The organism is Shinella sp. OV683 (assembly GCF_057787725.1).
Genome location: NZ_CM173543.1, coordinates 1,187,331 through 1,208,369 on the forward strand (window position 1 = coordinate 1,187,331; position 21,039 = coordinate 1,208,369).

Annotated in this window: 16 protein-coding genes and 2 pseudogenes; 9 read left to right on the top strand and 9 right to left on the bottom strand. The window is 59.2% G+C overall.

The window, feature by feature from the left end; all coding sequences use genetic code 11:
- Positions 1-4: 4 nt before the first annotated feature.
- Positions 5-3,490, bottom strand: a complete 3,486-nt coding sequence (gene carB, locus ACXHRN_RS05795; RefSeq protein ID WP_488640390.1) for a carbamoyl-phosphate synthase large subunit — start codon at positions 3,488-3,490, stop codon at positions 5-7.
- Positions 3,491-3,730: 240 nt separating this feature from the next.
- Between carB and ACXHRN_RS05800 the strand changes: the two genes are divergently transcribed.
- Positions 3,731-4,450, top strand: a complete 720-nt coding sequence (locus tag ACXHRN_RS05800; protein WP_488640391.1) for a DUF1868 domain-containing protein — start codon at positions 3,731-3,733, stop codon at positions 4,448-4,450.
- Between the two features lie 64 nt (positions 4,451-4,514).
- On the opposite strand, the gene ACXHRN_RS05805 is transcribed toward ACXHRN_RS05800, so the two are convergent.
- The 3 genes from ACXHRN_RS05805 to ACXHRN_RS05815 form a co-directional block, all read right to left on the bottom strand.
- Positions 4,515-6,911, bottom strand: a complete 2,397-nt coding sequence (locus ACXHRN_RS05805) for a methyl-accepting chemotaxis protein (RefSeq protein ID WP_488640392.1) — start codon at positions 6,909-6,911, stop codon at positions 4,515-4,517.
- A 276-nt stretch (positions 6,912-7,187) separates the two neighbouring features.
- Positions 7,188-8,216 carry a zinc-dependent alcohol dehydrogenase family protein gene (locus tag ACXHRN_RS05810; protein ID WP_488640393.1) on the bottom strand — a complete coding sequence of 343 codons (1,029 nt, stop codon included), beginning with the start codon at positions 8,214-8,216 and terminating at the stop codon, positions 7,188-7,190.
- Positions 8,217-8,270: 54 nt separating this feature from the next.
- On the bottom strand, positions 8,271-9,095 hold the full coding sequence (locus ACXHRN_RS05815; RefSeq protein ID WP_488640394.1) for a LytTR family DNA-binding domain-containing protein: 825 nt from the start codon (positions 9,093-9,095) through the stop codon (positions 8,271-8,273).
- Positions 9,096-9,189: 94 nt separating this feature from the next.
- Here ACXHRN_RS05815 and ACXHRN_RS05820 point away from each other — a divergent pair, with 94 nt between their 5' ends.
- The gene (locus ACXHRN_RS05820) at positions 9,190-9,696 is read left to right on the top strand and encodes a DUF2306 domain-containing protein (protein WP_488640395.1); all 507 of its coding nucleotides are present in this window, start codon (positions 9,190-9,192) and stop codon (positions 9,694-9,696) included.
- A 132-nt stretch (positions 9,697-9,828) separates the two neighbouring features.
- The gene (gene ypfJ, locus ACXHRN_RS05825; protein WP_488640396.1) at positions 9,829-10,746 is read left to right on the top strand and encodes a KPN_02809 family neutral zinc metallopeptidase; all 918 of its coding nucleotides are present in this window, start codon (positions 9,829-9,831) and stop codon (positions 10,744-10,746) included.
- A gap of 31 nt (positions 10,747-10,777) precedes the next feature.
- Here ypfJ and ACXHRN_RS05830 read toward each other — a convergent pair.
- Positions 10,778-10,870 (bottom strand): annotated as a pseudogene (locus tag ACXHRN_RS05830) (integrase core domain-containing protein); the annotation flags it as partial.
- A 218-nt stretch (positions 10,871-11,088) separates the two neighbouring features.
- On the opposite strand from ACXHRN_RS05830, the gene ACXHRN_RS05835 reads away from it, so the two are divergent.
- Genes ACXHRN_RS05835 through ACXHRN_RS05845 form a run of 3 tightly spaced genes read left to right on the top strand, consistent with a single transcriptional unit; the run spans position 11,089 to position 13,633 of the window.
- On the top strand, positions 11,089-11,799 hold the full coding sequence (locus ACXHRN_RS05835; protein ID WP_488640397.1) for a hypothetical protein: 711 nt from the start codon (positions 11,089-11,091) through the stop codon (positions 11,797-11,799).
- Positions 11,796-12,887, top strand: coding sequence for a glycosyltransferase family 4 protein (locus ACXHRN_RS05840; RefSeq protein WP_488640398.1), 1,092 nt, complete (start codon positions 11,796-11,798; stop codon positions 12,885-12,887). The genes ACXHRN_RS05835 and ACXHRN_RS05840 overlap by 4 nt, the downstream gene beginning before the upstream one ends.
- Entirely contained in the window at positions 12,884-13,633 is a 750-nt protein-coding gene (locus ACXHRN_RS05845; RefSeq protein ID WP_488640399.1) for a polysaccharide deacetylase family protein, read from the top strand. The genes ACXHRN_RS05840 and ACXHRN_RS05845 overlap by 4 nt, the downstream gene beginning before the upstream one ends.
- Here the strand turns inward: ACXHRN_RS05845 and ACXHRN_RS05850 are convergent.
- A complete protein-coding gene (locus tag ACXHRN_RS05850; protein WP_488641838.1) occupies positions 13,607-14,476 on the bottom strand; it encodes an MBL fold metallo-hydrolase in 870 nt (289 codons plus the stop codon). The genes ACXHRN_RS05845 and ACXHRN_RS05850 overlap by 27 nt on opposite strands.
- Positions 14,477-14,689: 213 nt before the next feature.
- Between ACXHRN_RS05850 and ACXHRN_RS05855 the strand changes: the two are divergent.
- Together ACXHRN_RS05855 and ACXHRN_RS05860 are read left to right on the top strand one after the other, a co-directional pair.
- Positions 14,690-15,001 (top strand): annotated as a pseudogene (locus ACXHRN_RS05855) (metallophosphoesterase family protein); the annotation flags it as partial.
- 324 nt (positions 15,002-15,325) lie between these two features.
- Complete coding sequence (locus ACXHRN_RS05860; RefSeq protein WP_488642043.1) at positions 15,326-16,459, top strand: hypothetical protein; 1,134 nt, start codon at positions 15,326-15,328, stop codon at positions 16,457-16,459.
- A gap of 17 nt (positions 16,460-16,476) precedes the next feature.
- On the opposite strand, the gene ACXHRN_RS05865 is transcribed toward ACXHRN_RS05860, so the two are convergent.
- The 3 genes from ACXHRN_RS05865 to ACXHRN_RS05875 are packed head-to-tail and all read right to left on the bottom strand — an operon-like array spanning position 16,477 to position 20,303.
- Entirely contained in the window at positions 16,477-16,938 is a 462-nt protein-coding gene (locus ACXHRN_RS05865) for a cyclic nucleotide-binding domain-containing protein (protein ID WP_488640400.1), read from the bottom strand.
- 53 nt (positions 16,939-16,991) lie between these two features.
- Positions 16,992-19,706, bottom strand: coding sequence for an ABC transporter transmembrane domain-containing protein (locus ACXHRN_RS05870; protein WP_488640401.1), 2,715 nt, complete (start codon positions 19,704-19,706; stop codon positions 16,992-16,994).
- Positions 19,707-19,715: 9 nt separating this feature from the next.
- The gene (locus tag ACXHRN_RS05875) at positions 19,716-20,303 is read right to left on the bottom strand and encodes a hypothetical protein (RefSeq protein WP_488640402.1); all 588 of its coding nucleotides are present in this window, start codon (positions 20,301-20,303) and stop codon (positions 19,716-19,718) included.
- A gap of 38 nt (positions 20,304-20,341) precedes the next feature.
- On the opposite strand from ACXHRN_RS05875, the gene ACXHRN_RS05880 reads away from it, so the two are divergent.
- Positions 20,342-21,019, top strand: a complete 678-nt coding sequence (locus ACXHRN_RS05880) for a class I SAM-dependent methyltransferase (RefSeq protein WP_488640403.1) — start codon at positions 20,342-20,344, stop codon at positions 21,017-21,019.
- The last annotated feature ends 20 nt before the right edge of the window (positions 21,020-21,039 follow it).

Here is a 21,039-nt window from a genome sequence, read left to right on the forward strand (position 1 = left end):
TGCATCAGAAATAGCTCTGGAGCGGCTTGACCTCGAGGCTGCCGGCCATCAGCGCCCGGATCGCTTCCGCAGCTGAAAGCGCGCCCGACATCGTCGTGTAATAGGGCACCTTCTGCATTAGGGCGGCGCGGCGGAGCGACTTGGAATCCGAGATCGCCTTGTTGCCGTCGGTGGTGTTGATGACCAGCTGGACCTGGCGATTGCGGATGGCGTCTTCAATATGCGGGCGGCCTTCGAGCACCTTGTTGATCTTGGCCGACTTGATGCCATTGTCGATGAGGTAGCGCTGGGTGCCGCCGGTCGCCAGCACCTTGAAGCCGATCGCGTCGAGAATGCGGATTGCCGGCAGCACGCGTTCCTTGTCGTCGTCGCGGACGGAGACGAACACGGTGCCGGAGCGCGGCAGTTCGACGCCGGCGCCGAGCTGCGCCTTGGCGAATGCCAGCGCGAAATCGGTATCGAGGCCTATGACTTCGCCGGTCGAGCGCATTTCCGGTCCGAGCAGCGTGTCGACACCGGGGAAGCGGGCAAACGGGAAGACGGCTTCCTTGACCGCGATGTGCTTGAGATTGCGTGGGTCGGGCTTTTGATCGATGTAGGCGGCGAAGGACGCGTCGAGCGTCTCGCCGGCCATGACGCGGGCGGCGATCTTGGCGACTGGTGCGCCGATGGTCTTGGCGACGAAGGGCACCGTGCGCGACGCACGCGGATTGACTTCGAGAATGTAGATCACGCCGTCCTTGATGGCGTACTGCACATTCATCAGGCCCCCGACATTCAGCGACTTGGCGAGCATGGTGGTCTGGCGTTCGATCTCGTCGAGGATTTCCTTCGATAGCGTGCGCGACGGCAGCGAGCACGCGCTATCGCCGGAATGGATGCCCGCTTCCTCGATATGCTCCATGATGCCGCAGATATAGACGTCCTTGCCGTCGGAGAGGCAATCGACGTCGACTTCGATGGCGTTGGTCAGATAGCTGTCGAACAGCAGCGGGTTCTTGCCGAGCAGCGTGTTGATCTGGCCGGTCTTGTCATTCGGATAACGTTGCTTGATGTCTTCCGGCACCAGCCCCGGCACTGTGTCGAGCAGGTAGCTCTGCAGCATGCTTTCGGAGTGGATGATCTGCATGGCGCGGCCGCCGAGCACGTAGGACGGACGCACGACAAGCGGAAAGCCGATCTCGGTGGCAACCAGGCGCGACTGCTCGACCGAATAGGCGATGCCATTCTTCGGCTGCGTGAGGTCGAGCTTCATCAACAGCTTCTGGAAGCGGTCGCGGTCTTCAGCGAGGTCGATCATATCAGGCGCCGTGCCGAGGATCGGAATGCCGGCACGCTCCAGCGCTTCGGCCAGTTTCAGCGGTGTCTGGCCGCCGAACTGGACGATTACGCCGAGCAACTCGCCGCGCTCCTGCTCGATCTTGAGGATCTCGATGACGTCTTCGGCGGTCAGCGGTTCGAAATAAAGGCGGTCGGACGTGTCGTAGTCGGTAGAGACAGTTTCCGGGTTGCAGTTGATCATGATGGCTTCAAAGCCCGCGTCCTTCAAGGCGAAAGCGGCATGGCAGCAGCAATAGTCGAACTCGATGCCCTGGCCGATACGGTTCGGGCCGCCGCCGAGGATGACGACCTTCTTGCGGTCGGAGATTTCGGCCTCCGAGCGGGCGGTGCCCACGAACGGCGTTTCATAGGTCGAATACATGTAGGCGGTGGGCGAGGCGAATTCGGCGGCGCAGGTGTCGATCCGCTTGTAGACCGGACGGACGTTCAGCCGATTGCGGATTTCGGCGACTTCCTTGGGGCGCTTGCCGGAAAGCGTGGCAAGGCGCGCATCGGAGAAGCCCATGGATTTCAGCATGCGCAGGTTTTGCGCGTCGTCCGGCAGGCCATGCTCGCGAACACGGGCCTCCATGTCGACGATACCCTTGATCTGCGAAATGAACCACGGATCGATGCTGCAGCCGACATGCACCTCTTCCTCGCTCATGCCCATGCGCAGGGCCTGCGCGACCTGGCGGAGGCGGTCCGGTGTTGCGGTGCCGATGGCGGCGCGTATGGCGTTGTGGTCGTCGCCTTCGCCCATGCCCGGGATCTCGATTTCATCGAGGCCGGTGAGGCCGGTTTCGAGACCGCGCAGCGCCTTCTGCAGCGACTCTGCAAATGTGCGGCCGATCGCCATGACTTCGCCGACCGACTTCATCGCAGTGGTCAGCATCGGCGAGGCGCCCGGGAATTTCTCGAAGGCAAAACGCGGGATCTTGGTGACGACATAATCGATCGAGGGTTCGAACGAGGCAGGGGTCGCGCCGCCGGTGATGTCGTTGTCGAGTTCGTCCAAGGTGTAGCCGATGGCAAGCTTGGCGGCGACCTTCGCAATTGGGAAGCCAGTGGCCTTGGAGGCCAGCGCCGAGGAGCGCGACACGCGCGGGTTCATTTCGATGACAACCAGGCGACCGTCGGCCGGGTTGACGGCGAACTGGACGTTAGAACCGCCGGTCTCGACGCCGATCTCGCGCAGCACCGCGATCGAGGCGTTGCGCATCATCTGGTATTCCTTGTCGGTCAAGGTCAGCGCAGGTGCTACGGTGATCGAGTCGCCGGTATGGACGCCCATCGGGTCGATGTTTTCGATCGAGCAGATGATGATGCAATTGTCCGCCTTGTCGCGGACGACTTCCATTTCATATTCCTTCCAGCCGAGCACCGATTCTTCGATCAGCACTTCGGTGGTCGGCGAGGCGTCGAGGCCGGAGCCGATGATCTCGAAGAATTCCGTGCGGTTATAGGCAATGCCGCCGCCGGTGCCGCCCATGGTGAAGGAGGGGCGAATGATGGCGGGCAAGCCGACAAAATCGATCGCCTGGGCGGCAATTGCCATGGCGTGGCTGATGTAGCGCTGCTTGCGGTCGCTCTCGCCGAGGTTCCACTGGTTTTCAAGCGCATCGAGTGCCTTGTCGAGATCGCCGCCGGAAAGCTCTGCCTTGACCTTGGAGCGTTCGCCTTCATGGCTCTTGCGGTCGAGGTCCTTGATCTCGGTAGCGTTGGCGAGCATCGACTTCGGCGTCTCAAGTCCGATGCGGGCCATGGCTTCGCGGAACAGGGCGCGGTCTTCGGCCATGTCGATGGCGGCCGGCTTGGCGCCGATCATCTCGACATTGTAACGGTCGAGCACGCCCATCCGCTTCAAGGACAAAGCTGTGTTGAGCGCCGTCTGACCGCCCATAGTCGGCAGCAGCGCGTCGGGGCGTTCCTTGGCGATGATCTTGGCGACGACCTCGGGCGTGATCGGCTCGACATAGGTCGCGTCCGCCAGGTTCGGGTCGGTCATGATGGTGGCCGGGTTGGAGTTGACCAGGATGACCCGGTAACCCTCTTCCTTCAGTGCCTTGCAGGCTTGCGTTCCGGAGTAATCAAATTCGCAGGCCTGTCCGATGACGATCGGACCGGCACCAATGATGAGGATCGATTTGATATCCGTGCGCTTTGGCATGAAGGCATCCATAATTTCGCCTGCGGCAAAGACCGGCTGTCGGTGCAATACCGGCCGGGGCGCAGGGTGTCGGGTCTTTTAAGGCTAGAAGCGGCTTATAGGGGAATGTTTTTGAGAAACCAACCCCATAAATGAGGCAGGTAGAGGAAAGTTGGGGAGGAAAAAGACGCCATCGTCACACGTCCTTCGCGTCGCCTTTGTAATGCCGGGAGACAACATCGAGAATGGGGATTTCACCACATGAACATTGCAGCAATTTCGCCCGAGCTGCGCAAATTCTCCAAGACCTTGAATCCCGAGCCGTCCATCCATCTCGGGCAGCGCTACAATCGGCACGGCAAATTCCTGCGTGAACCCGGCAACACGGTCGTCTGCCATCTGATCGAAGGGTCGGAAACCGAAAAAGCGCTGGTCGAGGCCCGCGCTCGCTATTCTGCCATGCCGGAGGCCGGGCACCTCGCCTTCACGCCCGTCTCCAGCCTGCACATGACCCTCTTCCAGGGAATCATCGAGTATCGCCGCCATCTGCCTTATTGGCCCATCGGCGTCGCGCTCGGGACGCCGATCGATGAAATGACAACGATCTTTCTTGACCGGTTGAAGTCGTTTTCCGGCGGCCCGACCTTTCGCGTTCGTGTAACCGATGCCCTGCCGACCGGGTTGGTGGTAGAGGGTGCCAACGAAGCGGACCGGAAGGCTCTCAAGGAATGGCGCAATGCGTTTGCCAACATCTTCGGCTATCGCCATCCCGATCATGAGAGTTACGAGTTCCACATCACCTTCGCCTATGTCATCGAGAAATTCGCTGACGCCACCCTGCCGGCATGGCAACGGATGCTGCGTGACGTCGCGCGCGCGATCAATGATCGGGTGGGAGTTCTTGAATTGCGCCCGCCCGCCTTCTGCGCCTTCAACGACATGAACCATTTCGAGGAATTGTGTGTGTTCGAGTTTTGTTGAGCGCGCAAACGAAGACGGCGGGGAAACCCCCGCCGTCGCATTATTCTGATGATGCGCGCTTGGCTCAGAATTCTTCCCAGTCGCCACCCGATGCAGCAGCCGGTGCCTTTGCCGAACTGAAGGCAGCGGCGAGTTTTCCGCCGAGTGCACGGGCCGGAGAGGGCGCCGGCTTGGCGTGAGCGGCGGCAGGTGCCGGAGCGGCGCTGCGGGCAGCGGGTGTTGCCATCGGGCGGGCGGCCGGCTGGGTTGTCGGACGCGCTGTATGCTGGACCGGCGCGCGGGCCACCTTGACGTCGGCGCCGAGGTTGAACTGGCCAAGGCGGGCCGAGAGTGCAGACACCTCGGTGACCAGCGTGTGCGAAGCGGCGTTCGATTCCTCGACCATCGCGGCGTTCTGCTGGGTTGCCTGATCCATCTGGTTGACGGCGGTGTTGATTTCCTGGAGGCCGGTTGATTGCTCGCGAGCCGCCTGGACAATCGCCTGGACGTTGCTGTTGATCTGCTGGACCTCGCCAACGATCGCCTGCAGTGCTTCGCCCGTCTGGCCGACGAGGCTGACGCCGCGCTTGACCTGTTCGCCGGACGAGGTGATCAAGGCCTTGATCTCCTTGGCTGCGGTGGCTGAGCGCTGGGCGAGTTCGCGGACTTCCTGGGCGACGACCGCAAAGCCCTTGCCGGCTTCACCGGCCCGAGCGGCTTCGACACCAGCATTCAGTGCCAGCAGGTTGGTCTGGAAGGCGATGTCGTCGATCACGCCGATGATGTTGGAGATCGACTGCGAGGAGGCTTCGATAGCGCTCATGGCGTTGACGGCGTCGCGAACGACTTCGCCGGACTTTTCCGCACCTTGCTTGGTGCGTCCGACAAGATTGCCCGCTTCTTCGGCGCGGATGGTCGAATCCTTGACCGACGTTGTGATCTGCTCGAGCGCTGCAGCGGTTTCCTCGACGGAGGCCGCCTGCTGCTCGGTGCGGCGGGCGAGGTTATCGGCGCCGGAGCGGATTTCTTCCGAGCCGGTCTGGATGGTGGCGGCATTTTCCGAGAAGGAGAGCAGGGCATCCTGCAGTTTCTCGACCGAGGCGTTGAAGTCGTCGCGGATGGCTTCCAGCGCGCCGGTGAAGGGCTTGTCGAGCCGCACGGTCATGTCGCCGTTCGAAAGCTTGGCGAGGCCACCACCGAGTTCGGCAACTGCGAACTTGATTTCGTCTTCCCGGGCTGCGTGCATGACCGAACGCTCTGTGCGCTCAGTTTCCTGCTGCGCCCGGCTGACTTCCGCGTCCTTTTCCAATTGCACCTTCTGGCGGCCGTTTTCGAGCAGGATGCCCAGCGAGCGCGAGAGGTCGCCGATTTCGTCCTTGCGTTCAATGTCCTTGAGCTGAAGGTCGAGTTGGCCATGGGCGATCTGGTCGGTCTCGCTGATGACATTTTCGATGCGCCGGATGAACTTGCGAGCAATCAACCAGCCAGCCAGTGCAAGCAGGATGGCAGCGAGCGCGGTAATGCCCACAGCGCTCCAGGCCATGTTGTTGAGCTGGGCAAACACGGTGGACTTCGGCACTGAGACAATGGCGTACCAGTTCAGCTCATCCGTGAGCTTCACCGGATAGGCGACCGAGAAGTATTGTTGGCCGTCTGGTCCCGTGATTTCCTGTTCAGTGCCAGGCTTGGCGATCAGTTGATCCCAGCCCTTCACTTTGTCGCCGGCATCCTTGAGGGACTTGCCGGCAAGAGCTGCGTCGGGATGGCTGATGATGTTGCCTGCGCCGGTGACAAGGCTGAGGAAGCCGGTCTCCATCGGATGGACGGCCGAGACCGCCTTGTTGGCGGCATCGAGCGAAATATCCATGCCTGCGACGCCCAGCGGCTTGCCGCCGACCATGATCGGCTTGGCGACCGATGTCATCAGCACGTCCTTGCCATCGACGGCATAGACATAGGGCTCGATGACGACGGTCTTCTGTGTGGTGTAAGGAAGCTGATAATAGTCACCCGCGCCTGAAACGGTGTAGTCGGTCAGCGGCGTGTGCTGGATCTTGTCGCCGCTGCGGACCCAGTAAGGAACATACCGGCCGGTGGCGTCATGGCCTTCCTTGCCGACGAAATCCTTGTCCTTGCCATCAAACGCATTCGGCTCCCAGCCTGTCCAGACACCGAGCGCCATGGAATTGTCCTGTAGCATGTTCTTCAGCAGGTCGTCAGCGGTGGTGCGGTTGGTGTTGGCGCTGTCCTTCATCGTCGATAGCGCTGTTTCGAGCGAATTGACGATGTTGATGGCGCCATCCATCGATTTTTCGATGGAAAGTGCATTGGTGTTGGCAATCTGCCGCATCTGTTCGAGGCTGGACTTGCGCATATCATTATAGGCGGTGTTGAAAAGAACGCCTGACGCAGCGATCGTCGCGACGACGCCACAGGCTGCTACCGAGAAAATATTACGGCTGGTGGCCGACTTGAACAGCATGCACTTGCCTCCCTAGACGGGCAGCTGCCAATCGCAATACGATCCAGCTGGCCCGCATTCCCCTAACCAAGAACGATTTCTTGAAGATACGCATGACATCAGCGCAAAACCGTTCGCATGTTAAAAGAAATACGAAGCTCTTGTTAATTTCCGGTGTATTTTGATGCTGTCCATGATGAAAAAACAGGCATAAGTATATGCGTTACTTGGAATTAAAGCCGCCCTAGCTGTTTCAGGGACGTGACGACGCGTGGTCGCAGTCCAGCGCCGGCGGCCCTATCGATTGCCGGGGATGACGATGACCTTCACCTCGCCGGCTGCCGCGGGATTGCGGATCACCTCGGGGGCCTCGTCGAGCGTGATCTCCCGCGTGATCAGCTTGTCGATCTCGATCGCGCCGGAGGCCACCAAGTCGGCGGCGCGACGGTGTACGAATGGATTAATGAACGAGCCGAGCACTCGCAATTCTCGAAACAGGATGTCGAACGGTTCCAGTTCGACTTTGACGCCCTGCGGCATGACGCCGAGAATGACTACTGTGCCGCCGGCTTTGGCGAGCCGGGTCGACTGCTGTACGGTTTCGGCGACGCCTGCGCATTCGATCACCACATCGACGCCGCCCGGCACGAGGCCGTTGGGGCCCGCAATCTCCTCGATGATATCGGATGAAGACGGGTCGACACTCGCGGTCGCTCCGACCTCCTCGGCGAGCTTCCGTTTGGATGCCTGGCGCGTGGATAGAATGACCGTCGTCGCGCCGGCAAGCCGTGCCAGTTGCACGACCAGAAGCCCGATGACGCCGCCCCCGAGCACAACCACGGATGATCCCGCCTTGATCGCCGCGATGTCGATACCATGCAGGCAGCAGGCCAGCGGCTCGCAGAACGCGCCGTGGGTGGGCTTGAGGCTGAGCGGGATGGTGAAGGCCTGCTTCTGTGGCACGATGACATGCTCGGCAAACCCGCCGTCGCGGTGGATACCGATGGCGCGCAGGTTGCGGCAAAGATTGACGCGTCCGGCCATGCACTGCGGGCAGCGGCCACAGGAAATGTTGGGATCGCCGGTGATCCGATCGCCGAGCTGGAAGCCTTTGACATCGGCGCCGATCGCCTCGACGATGCCGGCAAATTCGTGACCGATCGTCACTGGTGGGGTCGATGGAAACTCACCATGCAGAAGGTGCCGGTCGGTGCCGCAGATGCCGCAGGCTTCGACACGCACCAGCAGATCGTCTGGCCCGGGCGTGGGCTTTTCGACCTCCCGGACGAACAGGTTGCCGATGGATTCGAGCCGCATTGCCTTCATCAAACCAATCCTCCCAAACTGACTTGGCCATAGTTGCATAGGCGCAGGTGGGTGTCACCGGTCGCCGAAGCGGTTGCGAACGTCGGCAGCATAGGTGCGGCTGACCGGGATTTCCGTACCCCCGATGAGCATGAGCGAGAGCTTGCCGTCGTCTCGCTTGAGGGACTTGACGAAGTCATCCGCCACCCAGTGCGAGCGGTGCACCTGCAGGCCGGGTGTCGCGCCGGTTTCGCGTATCGCGTCGGAAAGGCGCAGCAGGATCAGCTCGCGGCCGCGACTGGTCTTTACCAGCGTGTAGTGATCTTCGACCGAGATACGCTGGAGGGCTCCGCGGTTTTCCGGCTTCAGGCGGGTGAGCAGAGGAGCCGGTGCGATCTCGCTCGCCTTGGCCACGGGTGCCGGAGGCAGGGGGTGTTCTTGCGGCGTCGGCTTTTCCGGTAACTCCGCCGATGAGGACATTGCGAGATAGCTGATCACACAAAAGATGACGCAGAGCGGAACGGCCAATGCCATTTCGGCGACCAGGTCGCCGATCGTTGGGACGCCGCCGAACCAGAAATATTCGACGAGCCGAGTGATTACCCCGATAGGGATGGCGGCGAGGACGGCGCCGATCATCATCCGCCAGAACATACTCTTCATAAGCGGTGCGAGCAGAATGTTGCCGAGAACTGCGAAGACCAGGGCAGCTGTCCATGCCGCCGCATGCAGAACCAGCCAGTAGGCAAGGCGCGCCAGGAAGGGCAGGCGCTCCATCGTGCCGAAGGGACCGGTGAATGCAAACAGCAACACCACGGCGGCGAAGGTGAGCCAGAGGTTCCGCGAGGCCGAAAGCCCCTTCAATTCACGAGGCGTGGATCGCAGAACGCTGTCTTTCACGAAGTATCCCCGTCAGGTCACGCAAGGTCGTTTGAACTCCGAGAGGTGATGAACGAGTGAGGTTGCGAATTCAACCCATTTCGAGGGCGAATCCGTGAACCTTGCACCAATTCTTGACGCACCGCTGGCTATCCAGTTGCATGTCGCCACCGTCCTGCCGGCGGCCGTGATCGGCCCCTATATGTTGTGGGCTAAGAAGGGCACGCCCGTTCACCGGCTGGTTGGCAAGATCTGGCTGGGGCTGATGGTGGTCGCCGCGCTGTCCTCGTTCTTCATCCACGAGATCAATCTGTTGATGGGCTTCAGCCCCATCCATCTGATTTCGATCTATGTGATTGTCGGAGCGTGGTTGGTGATCAGCAATGCGCGAGCGCACCGTATCGCAGCGCATAAGCGGCAGGTGCTCGGCCTCTATCTCGGGGGCATTGTTGGCGCAGGCGCCTTTACCCTGTTGCCGGGGCGGATCATGAACAAGGTGGTGTTCACCTATCCGGAGAACTGGCCGGATGCCGGCAGGATCGCCTTCTTCCTGGCTGTCATGGCGGCGGTCATCATGATCCTCTATATCGCTGCGCGTGCATCCGCACCAAAGCGCGCATGAATGGCACTCCAGCGTCGGAACTGATTGAAAGACAGACCGTTATCTGCTTACTTCTGCGATTATCTGCTTTCGCCATGAGCGCCGGGAGCAGATAATGATTTGATAAAGAGAAGCCGATACGGGAGCGACATCATGGATTGGAGAGGCCGACGGCAATCCGGCAATGTGCAGGACGAACGGGGCACCGGCCCGACAGATGCTCCCGGCGATCCCTTTGGGCGTCGCGGCGGCCTGAACATCCCGATCGGCAGTGGCAAGGGTGGTATCGGCTCGATCGTGCTGATCATCATCGTCATCGTCGTGCTGCAATTCATGGGTGTCGACGTGACATCGCTGTTGAACGGTGGGTCCGCGACATCGCCGGGCATTGATCAGACGACACAGAATACGCCCTCCAGCACGCCTGCTGCCGATGACGACATGAAGGCATTCGTTTCGACCATGCTTGCCGAGACCGAAGACATGTGGAACGGCATCTTCAAGGCATCCGGACAGACCTATGAAGAGCCCAAGCTGCTGCTGTTTTCAGGCTCCTACCCGTCAGCCTGCGGCCAGGCAAGTGCTGCGACCGGGCCGTTCTATTGCCCGAACGATCGCAAGGTCTATCTCGACATGGATTTCTTCCGCGAAATGTCGCAACGTTTCGGCGCTTCCGGCGATTTCGCCGATGCCTATGTCGTCGCACATGAAGTCGGCCATCACGTTCAGAACCTGATCGGCATCCTGCCGAAGTTCAACCGCGCCCGCCAATCGATGAGCGAGAGCGAGGCCAATGCAATGTCGGTTCGGGTCGAGCTTCAGGCAGATTGCTTTGCGGGCATATGGGGCAGATTTACCGAGCAGAAGGGCATGCTTGAAAAAGGCGACCTCGAGGAAGCCCTGAATGCCGCTCAACAGATCGGCGATGACAACCTTCAGAAAAAGTCCCAGGGTTATGTCGTGCCGGACAGTTTCACCCACGGCACGTCCGCCCAGCGGGCAAAGTGGTTCCGTCGCGGTTTCGATACTGGCAAGATGAGCGCCTGCGATACGTTCAACAACCCGATCTGACTGCCGATGATCTAGGTGTTTAGTCCCGGCAGTAGTCGTGGCGGTTGACGGTTGCGTCCTTGATCGTCCGGTTCATTCGCTCAACCTGGCCGTTGGCCCACGGATGTCTCGGCTTGGTCGTTCGTCGCCGCGGCACAGACGCTCGCCGGGCAGATGAAGCGGGCAGCAGGGCCTTCCGCAGAATGAAAGTGGCGCCTGGTTTCTGGACTGCGCCCGCCATCGGCGCAGCCCAAGGGTTGATCCGGAAGGGTGTTATGGGCTTTAATGCGGAGCAATCGGACATCCGCAAATCAGGCACGCCAGGGCCGTCATCGCGGTGGCGGATTCCGGAAAGGCAGGCCGATGTTCATCTCGCTGGGTTACTCATGTCAGACTCGATTCACACTCGACCTGGTCGATCCCGATCAGAAACGAATGCCGTTTGATTTCAATATTACCAGCCGGCCGGCGCTTATCAGGGCCTTTGAGACCGATGGTGCGTCGCTGCAGCATGGCGAGCACAGCGTGACCATCTATGGGATGAAATCCGGGGACCGCGAAGGGATCGAAGTGTCCGGAATGTTTTTCTGGCATGACTATCCGCTGGACGAACATAAGGTAAAGCTGCATCGCGAGTGGCCGAACAAGATCGCCACCGTCAATGAAAAATACGCGGCGCTGTGGAGACGGTTTGCTGGCCTGATGTGCTCCGACGATCCAAAAACGCTTGTTCTGTCGAATTCGCAGCGCAACCTGCCGGATTTTGCCGAGGACGCAGCCGATTTCGATCTCAAGTTCGGGCTCGGGCGGCAGGCCTTCGAGGAGATCGCCGGCGCCCTGGAGGCCTTTGGCGTGCGGAATTACCGGCTGAAGTTTCTCAGCCGGTCGGTCGCCGAACTGGAGGAAACGGTGGAACTCGGTGACGCCAGGCTGGACCACCGGTTCCTAGGCCCGACAACGCTGCGACTCGACCCGAAGATCGCTTTGCCACTGCTGGCAGACATTGGGGGAAGAGAGGGACGGGATGGTAGCGTTGGCATCCCTGGTCGCGACGCAGCCAGTTCAGACCTATGAAAATTGCTTTCTATTCGCCGCTCAAATCGCCGAACCATCCCGTTCCCTCCGGCGACCGGCTGATGGCCCGATTGCTGATCGCGGCGCTCGGACGGGCGGGCCACCAGGTCGATGTCGTATCGGAACTGCGCAGCTTCATCAGGGAGCCGTCAGCCGAAGCATTTGCCGGATGCGAAGCGCAGGCCGCGCGGGAGACCGACAGGATTGCATCGCTTTGGCAGGGTGAGGGTGCTCCGGACCTGTGGTTTTGCTATCACCCCTATTACAAGGCGCCCGATCTGCTCGGTCCCGATCTCGCTCGGTCGTTCGGCTTGCCTTATGTGACGGCGGAAGCCTCTCACTCGCCCCGGCGGAACATTGGTCCATGGAGGCAATCGCAGGACTGCGTGCTGCAGGCAATCGAACAGGCTGCGGTCAATATCTGCCTCACGGCACGCGATCGCGATGGGCTGCTTGATGCCTTGCCAACCGCATCCGTGGCCATGCTTGCACCATTTCTCGATTCCACGGCATTCCTGGCGATAGAACCGCAGCCACAGCCCCACCGGCTGATAACGGTGGCGATGATGCGCGCTGGCGACAAGATGGACAGCTACCGCATGCTGGCCTGTTCCCTGAAGCAACTTGCCGACATTCCATGGACACTTTCCATCGTCGGCGACGGCCCCTGCCGAACGGAGACAGAGGCGGTATTTGCGAGCTTTCCAGCGGAAAAAGTCATCTGGTGTGGGGAAAAAAGCCCGGCAGAAATTGCAGCGCTGCTGTCGCAAAGCGCCATCTACGTGTGGCCGGGATGCGGCGAGGCCTATGGGCTGGCTTACCTCGAGGCGCAGGCCGCAGGCCTGCCTATTGTGGCGCAGGAAATTGCAGGCGTTCCGGAAGTCGTCCTGAATGGGCGCACAGGCATTCTCACGCCGCCGGGTGACATCACCGCTTTTGCTGACGCCATCAGCTATCTCCTGACAAATGCTGCCGCGCGCAGCAACATGTCAGCAGATGCTCGTCAGTTCGCGCGGGAAGAGCGGTCTCTGGACGTAGCTTCCAGGCGTCTCGATGCGATCCTCAATCGGCATGTGGGCATTCTATGATGGCAACTGATATCTGGGCGCCGCTGATCTCGGAACTGACCCGATGGCAAAATGCGGCAAGGGTCGCTGACTTCTGGCTGCGAGACGATGATGCGGTCGAACCAACGCCGGCACTGATGCAATTGCTGGAATTGACGCATCGTCATACAGTGCCGGTCGCGCTGGCGGTCATTCCTGAACATACGGGAGATGCGCTGGCAAAATCGCTGGACAACGCGCCGCTGGCCAGTGTCGCCGTCCATGGTTGGTCGCACACCAATTTTGCCAGCGAAAATGAGAAGAAGCAGGAGTTGGGCCGGCATAGGCCGGTTGAAACGATCGCTGCGGAACTCAAAGCCGGCTTCGATCATCTGCTGGCACTTCATTCCAGCCGGTTCACGCCGGTCCTGGTTCCACCGTGGAACCGTATTGCATCGCCTTTGATAGTGGAACTTCCCGGCCTGGGTTTCCGGGGACTTTCAGTATTCGGGCCCGAAAAAGCGGCGGCGCTGCAGATGGTCAACAGTCATGTCGATCTCATGGATTGGCACGGAACAAGAGGCGGGCGTGAACATGCAGCGCTCATCGCCGATATCGTCAAGCGTATGCAACAGATGTTCGAGACAGGTGGCCGCATGGGCTTCCTGACGCATCATCTCGTTCACGACCGCTCTGCTTGGCAGTTTCTCGACGCGCTTTTCGATCGAACCACGCGCCATCCTGCCTGCCGCTGGAGGGCGCTACCGGATATGCTCGCTCAGTACTAGGCCGTCGACGTTGAAGATCTGGCCCTCGCGCGCCGAAAAAGCGCCGGCAAACTGATCGATAGCTATGCGATCGATCGCCTCGATCTCAGCATCGGTGCGCAAGGGGAAATGATGGAAGAAGGCCACGTTCTTTGCGCCGGCTGCCTTGGCGAGGCGAATGGCATGCTGCCATGTGGAATGACCATAGCCGACACGCAGAGGCATTTCTTCGTCGGTATACGTGGTGTCATATAGAAACAGGTCGACGCCCTCGATAAGCTCCAGCACGGCGGGGTCGAGAATACCGGGTTGATGTTCGGTGTCGGTGATTATAGCGACAGACCGGCCGGCCCATTCGACCCGGTATCCGATGGCGCCACCAGGATGATTGAGGGTGCCGGTTTTGATCTCTATTCCAGGACAGGGCTTGAGCACGTCGTTTGACTTGAAGTCCACGCAGCGGAGGTTTGCGCGGCAAACGTCGATCTCAATCGGAAACCACGGCGGTCGTATGAATTCGGTGACGATCTGGCGTGTGGTCATTTTTCCGGCGGTATGTCCGGACCAGAGAGTCACTGCAGAGCCGGCGTCGTATAGCGGCGCGAAGTACGGCAAACCGATAATGTGGTCATAATGACAGTGTGAAAAGAACAGGTTGTGTGTCGAAATACCTTCGGCCAAAAGCGCCTTGCCGGCTGGCAAGAGCCCTGAGCCCGCATCGAACAACAGTCTGTGCTCCCCGCATTGCATCTCAACGCAGATGGTATTGCCGCCATATCGCTGGAAGTCGGGACCAGAAACCGGCAGACTGCCACGAACTCCCCAAAAACGCACTCGAAACACAGTGTCGCTCTCTTCCTGCATCGCGCAATTCTGGGATTGTCCCGGTTGATTGCGCATTAGGTTTTCTGGCAAAGAAAAACGCTGCTGCATAAAACAGCTCTCGATTTTGCCGCAATTCTGACATGTTAGCCAAACTGCGAGGCATTGGCGAGCATCGAATCTGCATTACTTTCAATATGTCGAGTATGCTTTGGTGCTATGAAGCACAAAAAGTAGAATGGAAAACCCCAGAGAATGTCATCCTCGAGCCTGCCAGCCATAGCCGTGATTGCAGATGCGCATTTTCATGGTCTCTTTGGCAATTATGACATTGCTGGCGTTGCTGTCGGCGGCAGGGCAATGGCTCTACGGCCGTTTGCCAATACGGCGAGATCGACGCGCGTGTTCAACGAGAGCGGCCCTGCCTTACGGTATGCGCTCGACGACATCGCCGCGAGAGGAATCCGTCACGTGGTTCTTCTGGGCGATTACTCCGACGATGGGCAGGCGGCGACTATGAGGGGCCTGCGGGATCTCCTTGAGGAATACGTCCATCGCTATGCAATGAGATTCTTTGCGACACCTGGCAATCACGACATTTTCGGTCCAGGCGGGCGGCACCGGTCGAAGCGCTTTCTTAACGCGGCCGGCGGCCATGATCTGGTTACCAGCAATCCTGCCCGCAGTCTGGCCCCCGGGGACGATGCTCTTATCGTCAGTGAAAGCATGTATTGCGCCGGCTATCCGCAGGGCCTGCGGGCACTGGCCAATGTCGGCTACTTCAGAACCCCCGGCGACATCCATTGGGAAACCCCTTTCGGCTCCGACGACGATCCCTCTGCCAGGCGCTATGATGTTCGATCGTCGGATGGCAAGACGGTTCGCTCCCTCATGGACGCCTCCTATCTCATCGAGCCGTTCGCAGGTTTATGGCTGCTGATGATCGATGCCAATGTTTTCGTTCCGGTGAATGGCGCCTCGAACGACGATGAGGAAGCCTTCATCGACAGCACCGATGCAGGATGGAACGCCATGCTTGTTCATAAGCGTTTTGTTCTCGATTGGGCAAAGAGCGTTTCAGAACGAGCGGAAAAGCTTGGCAAAAGGTTGGTTGCATTTTCCCATTATCCCGCGCTCGATCCGCTGGACGACACACGAGACGACGAACTTGGTGTGCTGGGCCAAACCAGTCTTCTGCGTCGCATACCGGAGCAAAATGTCGGCCAGGCGCTGCTCGACGCCGGCGTCCGCGTACATTTTAGCGGCCATCTTCACGTCAACGATACTGCGCGCTATCGAACGGCAGCCGGCTTTCTGATCAATGTTTCCGTGCCATCTCTTGTGGCATTTCCCAGCGCCTACAAAATTATCCGCTTCGAGCCTGGTCAACTGAACATCGAAACCGTTGGCATCGGCGATATGGCGCTCGATGATGGTATCCTTGCCCAATACGGCGCGGAAGCCGCGAGGGATGGCATAGATGCGCGCCGTCTGCTGGATGCTCCGAATTATGCCGCATTCCTCTCGGAACACCTCGCACACCTCGTCGGCAGACGCCATCTACGTCGCGAGTGGCCGCACGATCTCGCCGAGGCGGTCAGGGCACTCAATCTCGCTGATCTGGCCCTGTTGGCCGTCATCGGCCAACCAGTATCTCCCGGCAATCTTGCGACGGTCATTCGCGCCGTGTCCGCGGACTCCGACATACGGCACCGGCTCGCCACATCTGCCGAGACATGCGGATTTGACTTTACCGCACTATCGCAGATCGAAGCCATGACGTTTCTAGGCGACTGGTATCGCGTGCGTATGGGAAGCGATCTCGGCTTGGAGGTTGTTCCCAGTCCGCACCTTGCGGCCTATAAGTGGGTATCACGTCTCTACGCCGATCGTGCGAGGGAGGAGGACGGACCGATTCAGGCATCCTTCGGCCGACTTTTCCGGATGTTCGAACAATTCATTTCCGGCCTGCCCTCGCGGAATTTCATCATCGATCTGACGACAGGTGACACGCAGGCGGTATGATCAGTGGGACTGGCCGGCTAATGCGTCCGCTCGGTGTGGCTGCGCGCTTCGGCCAATTCAGTCGTTGTCCGGGCGAGCCGGTCTGCCAGCGAGCGCAGAACCTCGATCGTCATTTCCGGGTAATCGGCGAGAAGCTTCAGGAAAACATCCTTTCGAATGCGCAATGCCTCAAGCGGAACGGCCGCCTTCACGGTCGCGGTTCGTGAAATGTCACAGAGAATGGCAATCTCGCCGACAATCGCGTTGTGGTCCAGTTCCGCGACCTTGATCTGCCCATTGGGAGAGTCGGTGAGAATGTCGGCCTTACCGGTAAGAATGACATAGGCGGCATCGCCCGCATCGCCCTGATGGAAGAGAACTTCGCCCGCTTGATAACTGACGCGATCGGAGGTGAATGCCAGCAGCTTCAGCTTCGCCGGTGCTACGCGCGAAAACAACGGGACTTGGCGCAGTGTCTCTACTTCGTCTCTTAGCAGCATGTTCGTATCCAAACCCAGTAATCGTCGATCGTTTGACGGGCCTCAATTTCACTTTATGACACAAGTTCCTTAAAGATACCGTTCTTCTCGATAAGTCCTTCATGCGTGCCGTCTTCGACCAGTTTCCCCTTTTCGAAGACGACGACGCGATCGAACAGATTCGAAAGCGATGTGTTGGAGAGCACCCAGACAATTGAAGGCTTGCGACCGCCCTGGTGGATCAGTTCCAGCGCATTGCGAACGATCTGGTCCTGAACGCGATGATCGAGGCCAGGCAGCGGACGGTTGAAGATGTAAAATGCGGACTGGCGTATCAAAGCACGCGCCAGATTGAGCTTCTGGCGCTGGACGGATGTCAGACGCCGACCGCCGGCGCCGACGTTGAAATCCATTCCTATCGCCAGGACGCTGTCAAAAAGCCCAAGCGTGTTCAGCAGCTTGCGCACGATGGAGCGGATACGCTCCGAGCCATCCAGGTGCTTGTGGCTAATCCTGCCGAACAGTACGTTGTCCAGCAGGCTTGCAGACGACGTGTAGCGCTCCGGGTCGTAACGTTCGATGGCATCGGCGAGATCTTTCGGCAATCCGTCATGAAATTCCCGTCTTACATCGACGATCTTCGCCATCAGTTCATCGGTCAGAAGGCCAAAGCGGTGACGCGGTTCGATATAAAGGAAACTCAACCTGATGATGCTGACGCGATCCTCGGCTGACACATCTTCAAATCGCCGACCTTTCAATTTCTGCAGCAGGACCTGATATTGCGGCAGATCGTCCGCAGTCATGAATGTCAGTTGCTGAAAGAACGGGTGATCCGGCGGCAGATCGCTAAAGAGGTTGACGGCATTTTCCGCGATCTCGATACCCATTTCGTAAAGAATGCGATCCAGGCCTGTCCGACTGACGACAGACAGAAAGTACGGATTGCTGGCGATGGCGCGGCCCATCAATTTGGGGCCGGTCGCGGCACCAAAAAGCAAATTCTCGCCGACGGTTGCCTCGGTATTATAGGCGCCGAGTTCAAAGGGAACGATCAGGCTGCTGAGATTTTCTTCATCGAGTTCCGCGCGAAGAGCGTGCCGCATCTCGACGATACGCTCGGCAAGGCCATCGTGATCGCCCGGATTGACGATCGAGCGCATGGCAAGATCGATGATATCCTTGGACAGCACGACAGCATCGAGCACGGCTTTTATCGATACGGAAAGATCCTGCGGTCCCGTGGCTCCGGCTGCCACATAGTCGATCCAGTCGCTGTTCATGTCATAGTCGGGGTTGCCGGCCAAACGAGCTTCGCTGACTTCCCATTTGCGCTGCGTTTCGCCGGCTCCATCATATGCCGCAGCAGCGAGCGGAGCATGTTTCAAGCCATAAAGCAGATTGTCGCGCAACGTTCCGTGGAAGAAGTACGTGTCGGATGATGCATAGGAAAGTTGTCGGCCTGTGACCGATTCCGGCAGTACCATGATGTCGTTGCCACCCAGCACCACCTTGCCGCTTTCGGGCCATATAAGGCGTGCGAAGGATTCAGCGAGCGCCTCACCCCCTGCAGCCGCTGCCCCGACGATTGCCACCGTTTCGCCGGGCTCGATCTGCATGGAGACGCCAGCGAGAAGACGGGCGCCACTGTCGTCGACCAGAGACAGGTTGACCGCGGCAAGCGCACTCGCGTCATGTGCGGGCTGCTCGGTGGCTATCGCCTGGTTCTCAGCGTTGATCATACCGTCGACACTGAATTGTTCCACCACCTGGACATATTTGACCTGCACGTCCTGGCGTGTCTGATCCCAGTCGATCAGCTCCTTCAGCGGTCCCGGCAGATCCTTGTAGGCGCCGATCACCGCAACCAGCTGGCCGATATCGAGCTGGCCGTGCAGCGCAAGGTAACCGCCAATGCAATAGAACAAAAACGGAGTCACCGAGGCGAGGAAATTGTTGATGAACTTGACCAGGAATTTCCACTGGTAGAGATCATAGCGGATCTTGAAAATGTGGCCGAGCCTGGCGGCGATATCCGCACGCTCATAATTGGTCGTATCATAAGCGCGGATCGTGCCGATGCCCTCGAAGATCTCGCTCACCCGCCCCGACAGTTCGCGCGCTGTAAGCTGCCGTTCACGACCCAGGACGAGCAGTCTTCTGCGCATGCGAGGAATGATGAAACCCTGGACGCCAACCATCGCGGCGGCGATGATACCCAGCCAGAGATTCTGCACGATGATGAAGAACAGCGCCGTCAGCGCCTGGCCGCCGAGCAATGCCGGTGACACGAATGCATCGCCCGTGAAACCGCCGAGCGGCTCGACCTCATCCTTGACCATGCTGGCGATTTCAGCGCCCTTTGCCCGCTTGAACTGGCTTGGCGGAAACCGCAGAATCCGGTCTACGAGTTCGAAGCGAATGCGCCTCAGCAACCGCTCGCCGAGACGGCCTTTATAGGTGTTGATATAGAACTTGAAGAGGCCATTGATGACCACCAGCAGCAGGAAAACCATGCTGAGCGCAAACAGCATCGACACGCGGTCGAGATTGAAGCCCGAGAACAATTCGACATGGCCCAGCCAGGGCAGGTCGAACGCAATGTTCATGAAGATCTGGGTGGCGCCCGCCTGCTCGAAACCCTTGCCCTGGATCGGTCCGTTGACAATCTGCTTGGGCAGGTCGAACGACAGGAAGTAGGGGACCATCGATATGGCGACGATGAACAGGATCCACAGCTGCTGCCTGCTCGTGTGCTTCCAGATATAGCGTGAAAGACGATTTTCCATCGAGTGCTCTTATGAGGTAACGACAGGTTCGATAACGTAGAAGCGTCTGTCCGCATACAGTGTGTCGGCGATTTCCGGATCGTGCAGGTGGATATCGAACGTCGTCCGAACTTTGACCGAGGGTCGCTCGATAATGTGCGGAACCTGCGAGGTTGCCCGCTCAAGCGCCGGCGGATATTCGATCACAACGACCTTGGCGTTGTCAATCAACGAGAACAGAAGTTCACCAAGCGGATCGCGGCTTCCGAAGGGCTTCAGCGAATAGCCGAGCAGTACCAGACCGTAGGTTCCGGGCGCATAGTCGTAGTCAACTTCCTGAAATTTGCGCGGAATGTGGCGCACGTGACATGGTTTTCCATGCAGCGTCTCCGCTTCGTAAGCTTCAGTTTTCGGATCGACGGAAGTAACCGAGAGGGGGGCGTGGGTCAGGTAGTCCGTGACGGGTCTGATATGTCCGCCGATCTCCAGCACATGAGGGCATTCACGCAGGAAATGGGCGGCGAAAACCTGACGAAGCGAGGCGCCGACACCGGCCAGATGAGGCAGATCCTGCCCCGGAAGGAGTGTGGATGTCGAGGCCGTCGATTTGACTTGCATTGCTTGCGCTCCGTAAAAGTCCAGCCTACAACACGGCAATGACGAACACCATCCACACCTGCACGGCGACCACAACTGATTGGCATGAAAGCGCATTTGACATCATGCGTGGCGTTGCCGAATACACGTCCAGCCCGATGCTCAAGGGTTTGGCGCGGGTGATATCGCACCACCCGGAGGCCGATCTCGGCAATGCTTTCAATCACAAACAGGTTGCCTGCAAGATATGGGCACGCCAGTCGCTGTTTGAAACCGTCGGCGGAAAATTCAGGCGCATCGTTGTCCTCGGCGGATGGTATGGCGTGCTCGCCGCGATGTTTTTTGACGATGCGCGCTTTGAAATCGAGGCGATCGACAGCTTTGACATCGACCCCGAAGTGGGCGCCGTCGCCGAGACTTTGAACGGCGCCTGGAAAGGTCGGTTTCGGGCGTTGACCGCCGATATGTATACGCTTGCCTTCGCCGAACTCGACGCCGACCTGGTGATCAATACCAGTTGCGAACATATCGCCGACCTGCCTGCTTGGCTCTCGCTGCTACCAGCCGGAACGCGCGTGCTCTTGCAGTCGAACGACTATTTCAGCGAACCGACCCACGTCAATTGCGTGTCCTCGCTCGATGAGTTCAAAACACAGGCATCATTGAGCAAAATTGAATTTGCGGGCGCCCTGCCAATGAAGAAATACACCCGGTTCATGCTGATCGGTACGGTCTAAAGCGCGTCGCGATCCTTCGG